The sequence below is a fragment of the Kitasatospora sp. NPDC002522 genome (assembly GCF_053595195.1).
The window spans coordinates 62,341-68,340 of the sequence record NZ_JBSFXE010000041.1 but is presented as its reverse complement, the minus strand read 5'-3'; the positions used below and the strand labels follow the sequence as shown (position 1 = coordinate 68,340).

Annotated in this window: 1 protein-coding gene; it reads right to left on the bottom strand. The window is 68.2% G+C overall.

Annotation, left to right across the window (positions count from 1 at the left end; all coding sequences use genetic code 11):
* Positions 1-5,433 (bottom strand): hypothetical protein (locus tag ACWD4U_RS28260; RefSeq protein ID WP_363458713.1); only part of this gene is annotated, 5,433 nt, incomplete at its 3' end.
* Positions 5,434-6,000 lie beyond the last annotated feature (567 nt).

Here is a 6,000-nt window from a genome sequence, read left to right as displayed (position 1 = left end):
CCAGAGCTTGCCGCCGGAGAACGCGAGGACCTCCAGGCCGGAGGTGGTCGCGGTCAGGGCGAGCTGGCTCGGTGATGCGAGGGAGCCGACGACGGGGGCGATGTCCCGCCAGTCCTGCCAGGTGCCGTCTGCGGCCCGGAGGCTGTGCCAGACCTTGCCGCCGGAGATCGCCATGACCTGCAGCTGGCCGTTGCTGACAGCCGCGGACACGGAGGTGACGGTGTCGAGCGGCGCGCCGGTTCTCGGGACGAGTTGCGTGTACAGGCCCCAGGTGCCGTCGGCGTTCTGACGGGACGTCCAGATCTTGCCGTCCGCGAGGGCGATGCCCCAGCTCTGGGTGGCGTCGCTGGCTGCGGCGATCTGGGTGACCTGCGACGGGTTCAGCACGGCGGGCGCGGTGGTGTTGATCGCGTGGTCGGTGCGGCTGGTGCGGTTGCCCGTGACGTCGTAGGTGTAGTCCTGCCAGTACGGGTTCCCGCCGCCCACCGTGTTGGTGACCGGGGAGACCGCGCCTGCGGTGGGCGTGGCGTTGGTGCAGGAGCCCTGCGAGAGCACCTTGTAGCCGGTGCCCGACGCGGTGGTGATGCCGCCCTTGTCGGTCCAGGCGGTGGTCAGCCGGCCGAGAGTGTCGTAGGTGAAGCACTGACGGTCAGTCAGCGATGGGGTGTTGTCCGGGGTGTCGGTGATCGAGGTGATCTGGCCGGCCGGGTTGTAGGTGTAGTCGGTGAGCTGGGTCTGCCCGTTCTGCTGGGTCTGCCGGTCGACTCTCTGGCTGCGGACCTGGCCGGTCGACTGGTCGTAGACGGTGCTGGCGAAGACCTGAGTGCCGTACGGGTTGACGACGGTGAAAGTCGGGCGCCCGAACGCGTCGACCTGGGTCTGCCGGTCGTAGACCACGCTGGTGTTGGTCTGGCCGCCGTACAAGAGGCCGCTGTAGCTCTGGAGGATTCCGTCGATGCCGTAGCTGTATCCGAGGTCTTCCCTAGGCAGGTCTCCGACGGCTGGCAGATTGGTGTTCTGGACGTTTCCGGTGACCTGGTCGTAGGTGCTGGAGGTGGCGTAGACGAACGGCGTGGTGCCCTGGCCGACTTCGGCGCCGGGGATGGTGACCGTGGTGCCGGTGGGGCGGTAGCCGTCGTCGTAGCCGGTGACGGCGGTGGTGTAGGCCGGGCCTGTGGCGCCGCTGGTGTAGCGGGTGGAGGAGGCCGGCTTGCCCTTGGCGACGGTGTCGAACGACCATGCGGCGAGCTGGTTGGCGCTGCCAGTGCCGCCCTGGAAGGTGCCGGTCTTGCGGCCGATCAGGTCGTAGGCGTGGTACAGCGTGGTGTTGCGTGCGTCGGTGCTGGAGGTGAGGCGTCCGGCGTCGTCCCAGGTCTGGGTGGTGACTCCGGTGTCGGGGTCGGTGGCCTTGGTCTGGCGTCCGCGCTGGTCGTACTCGTACGACCAGGTGTTACCAGCCGCGTCCCTGCGGGTCAGCGGCTTACCGTCGACCGTGTAGGTGTACTTGGTGACCGTCGCGTCGGCGGCCTGCCCGGTCGGCGCGGCCGTGCGGTACTGCCACAGCTCCTTGGCCTGGCCGCGGGCGTCCGTGAGGGTGGTCGTAGGCCAGGCGCCCTGCGGCGGGGTGACGTCGGCGCGGTCCGCGCCCACGTACGCCGTGGTGGTCGACCACTGGTCGGCGCCCATCGACCTGAATGTCGAGGTGGTGGTCCGGCCGCGGCCGTCGAAGGTCAGCACGGTCTGCGATGGGATGACGTCGTCTGCGGACTGGTTGGGGGCCGTGTCCGGGTTGACGAGGGTGCCGGAGGGCGCCGTGGAGTTGTACCAGGGCGCGTTGGTCTTGTAGGCGCGGCCGTGGGAGTCGTAGAAGGTGTCGGAGATCAGGCGGCCGGTGTAGGTGCCGGTGCCCACCGCGTTCTCCTGGGTCTGGCGAACGCGGCCGAGGCCGTCCATGATCGCGATGGAGCGGTGGTAGGTGGGTGGCGTTCCGTCGCTGGTCAGGTTGCTGCTGGTGACGTAGGCCGGGGCCTTGCGGTCGGGGTCGCTCGTGTACGTGTACGTGTAGTTGGCCGAGGCGGTCGTCGCACGCCCTGGCAACCAGACCGCGGTCAGACGCCCGAGCGCGTCGTATGCCTCGTTGACGGTCTTGCTGTTGGCGTCGGTGACGGCCGTTGGCAGGTTTCGGCGCGGGTCCAGGGTAGTGACGCTGGTCCAGGTGCCGGTGCTTCCGGGTGCCGGCGCGACCGATGTGACGCTGGAGGGCAGTTCACCTGTGGCCGGCGTGTAGGTGGTCTTGGTGGTGGCCGTGCCCTTGGGATGCTGGTTGTCGCTGCTGTTTGGGTCGGTGGCGGTGGCGACGCGGCCGTAGGTGTCGTAGGTGGTGGTGCTGGTCGTGAGGTAGACCTGGTTCCCGGATCCGTCGAAGGAACCGAGGGCCTGATTGCCGGTCGGGTTCGCGGTGGCATCGGCCAGCTTGTAGTCCTTGCCGTCGTAGAGCACGCGCATGCCGTTGACCGTGTTGCCCGGCGCCGGGGTTGCGGTGCAGGCGTTCGTGCCGCTGATTACCACGGTCTGGGCGACCAGGTCCGTGCGCTGCAGGTCCGGCCCGGTGGCGTAGTCGGTGACGGTGCACAGGTCGGGCAGGCCGGTGGCCTTGCTCAGCACGGTTTTGACGCGGTTGTTGTGGTCCGGGTCCGTGGTGGTCGTGGTGCTGGTGACCTGGTCGGTGCCGTCGGCTTTCTTCGTCTTGGTGGTGCTGGTGCTGATCGTGCCCGCGTAGCGGGCGATCAGCGGCACGTCGAGCGTGGTGCTGCCGGTCTTGGTGTGCGTGGCGGTGGGATTTGTCGGCTGCGTCAGTCGGTTGACGGTGACGGTCGCGGCCGTTGTGTCAGCGGCCTTGTCGAACGTCTCGGTCTGGAGGACCTTGCCGGCGAGCCAGTTGTCATCGGTCACGGACTCGTCGAGCGCATCCGGCACCTTGACGGTGCGGGTGCCGGTCAGGGTCTTGTCCCCGTCCATGCCCTGCAGGTAGGTGGTCCGGGTCTTGGTCTGCGGGCCGTCGTTGGCAGAGCCGGTGATGGCGGTGACGGTGGCGAAGCCGCGGAAGTCGCCCCAGGTGCGGGACTTGGGGTCAGTGTACTCGCTGTCGTCGCGGTGCCAGGCCGCCTTGCCGTAGGTGTAGGCGGTGACCGTGTCCTTGTTGTTGGTGCCGGTGAACTCGGTGGTGTTGATCGTCTTGACCCGGTAGTGGTTGAACCAGTCGAGGATCGGGTCGGATCCGGCGAGTGAGCCTGGCGGGGCCGTCCACCGCGCCGGGAAGCACGCCATGTCGTTGTCGTCCTCGGCGCGCGGCATGACGTTCTGGAGCCGGGAGCAGCCAGGGAGTTCGTAGTCGACGTGAAGGGTGCTGCCGGTTTCGGTGTGGATCTCGATGATGCGGGGGCGGTGGTTGTCGAGGAAGGTCGCGCCGTTGGCCGAGGACGCGACTCCGTCGACCCGGTTGCTGAGCATCTGGGATACGAAGGAGACCGGGGGGAGCTTGACGGAGGCAGAGGAGGCGGTGGAGGCGTTGCCGGTGCGCTGGATCTGGTCGAGCCACAGCGGTACCTCGCCGCCCGGATCACCTGTCGGCGGGGAACTCTGCGTCAGAGCGTAGGAGTCGACGTCCTTCCAGACGTTGTTGACCCTGACCGCGGTGTCGATCTCGATCAGTCGGCGGGTGGTGAAGAACGTCGGGCTGTAGTTGGTGCAGGCCGATCCGTCCTTGCATTCCTGGTCGACCGGGACGTCGGGCCACTTCAGCTTGTTCGCGACGGTCCGGTTGGCCGCGGAGCAGTCGAAGGTGGTGTCGGTGCAGCGCTCTGCGGTCCTGAAATCGATCCGCGCGGCGGGCTCGAGGGTGCCACTGCTCGCGAGCTGCTCGCTCAGCAGCTGGCCGTAGGCGATCCGAAGGGGCAGATTTGCCCGCACATAGCTGGTCGGCGTCCCGTTCCCGTTGTTCTGGCCCCCGCCCTGGGAGTAGTTGTTGGTCTCGGGTGCCCAGGTGACGGTGACCAGGTTTCCGTGGGCGTCGACGATGTAGTCCAGGCCCCAGCGCTGCGCGAGCTTGCACGACGGCTGGCCGCCGGGGCAGGGGTTGCCGACGGTGGTTGCGTACACCGGGAGGGTGGCGACCGAGTTGGTGGCCGGGCCGGTGCCGGTGACGCTGGTGCCGTCGGCGGCGGGCAGGTGGTTGGCGCCGAAGTAGTACGACGTGCCGGAGGTGTCGGTGACCTTGACGTACTCGTTGTTGTCGGTCCCGTTGCTTGCGCCGGTCCGGAACTCGATCTTCGTGCCGTCGTCGTCCTTCAGATGCCACACGCCGCTGGTGTCGTCGCGGACGAGTTGGCCGGAGTGGCCGCCGAGCGACAAGGTCGCGTTCTGGCCCGCCCAGCACAGGTCGCCGGAGTCGGCGATCCCGGACTTGTCACAGGACTTGTAGGTGCGCTCGATGAAGCCGGGACTGTAGTCCCAGCCGTCACCGATCCACGAGGCCTGGGAGTTGGTGGCCGACGTCTTGCCGTCCACGGACGAGGAGTCGTAGTTGAGGCTGACCGAGGGAGCCTGGCCGCCGAGGGCGGGCGGGCTCTGGATGGCGTACGAGTAGGTCATCGCGCCGCTGGAGCCACCGGCGCTCCATCCGGCCGACGGGTTCAAGCCGGACGCCTTGTAGTCGCCGCCTCCGCCGGACGCGGTGGTGTCCTGTGCCAGCAGCAGCGGGCCCGCGGTCGCCGACGCGCTCGCGGGCGCAAACGGGGATGCCGACGCTGACGGAGTGCCGGTGGGCAGGTCGATGTCGGCGACGACCTGCTTGTGGCCGGTGTCGTAGTGCGTGGCGATCGGAGTCCTGGTCTGGCATGCCTGCACGCCGGGAGTGGTCAGCGCGCAGGACGGAATGAGGACGAGCCGCCCGCGCTGCGAGAACGCGCCCGCGCTGGCGGCGTCGAGTGCCGACACGTCCAGTGCGATCTGGACCTTCCCGCTGCCCTTGATGTCCTTGGGCTCCAGTTTCACCAGCAGGCCGTCGACTCCGGCCGCGGCGGCGGTCTTTGAGGAGAGCTGGGTGACCGTGACCGAGCCCGAAGCCGTGCCGGAGTGCGGCGCGGCCGCGCTGGCGGTGGCGAGCCACACCGGAAGACCTGCGGCCTGAGCGCGACCGGTCGATACCGCCTTCGCGAGGTCGACGGTCGCGGACGCTTCCTTGACCTGCTGGCGCTCGACTGGCTTGGCAGCGGCCGGCCGCGCCTTGGCGTCCGCGCCGTGAGCTCCTGCCGCCTTGACCGGAATCGACGCCGTCCGGACGACCGGGGAGTTCGGCGGCTCCCAGATCTTGTCCGAGTCGTCGGCCGCCACCGCCAGGCTCACGGGCCCCAGCAGCGAGGCGACGACCGCCAACGTACTCGCCGCGACGATCGGCAGCCGTGTGCCGCCGCGTCGTCGCCTTCCCCTTCGAACCGAGATTTCGCGGTTCGCATATTGCGACACCGTTTGTCCCCTCCTGCAGGCCATAAGGCGATGGCGCATCCGAGTCGTGCACCACCGATGAGCGGGAGGACTTTACGGCGTCATGGGAATTCGCGGGGAAGATACCGGACGGAACGACCGCGTGATCCATCTCACGCCGATCACCAATCGCCCGCACCTTCACGAAACGGCCATAGCAGACGGTAAATCACTTTGCCTGGCCCGGCGCATGCCTGATCATTCCTCAGTCCTGTGCCCGACTGGGGACGGGAAGCCTCCCGCTGGAGATCACCTATGGCTCTGCGTCCTGGCCGCCGCCTCGGCGGCCGAACAGCACTCGCCACCCTAGTGGCACTCTGGACATGCGCAATACCCATGTCAATTCCACAAGCACACGCCGATTCAACGGCACTGACGGTCAATCAGATCGCAGCACGCGACCAGGCGCATCTGGACTCGATCCAGGCATCATCGGAGACTGAACGGGCCCTGGCCTCA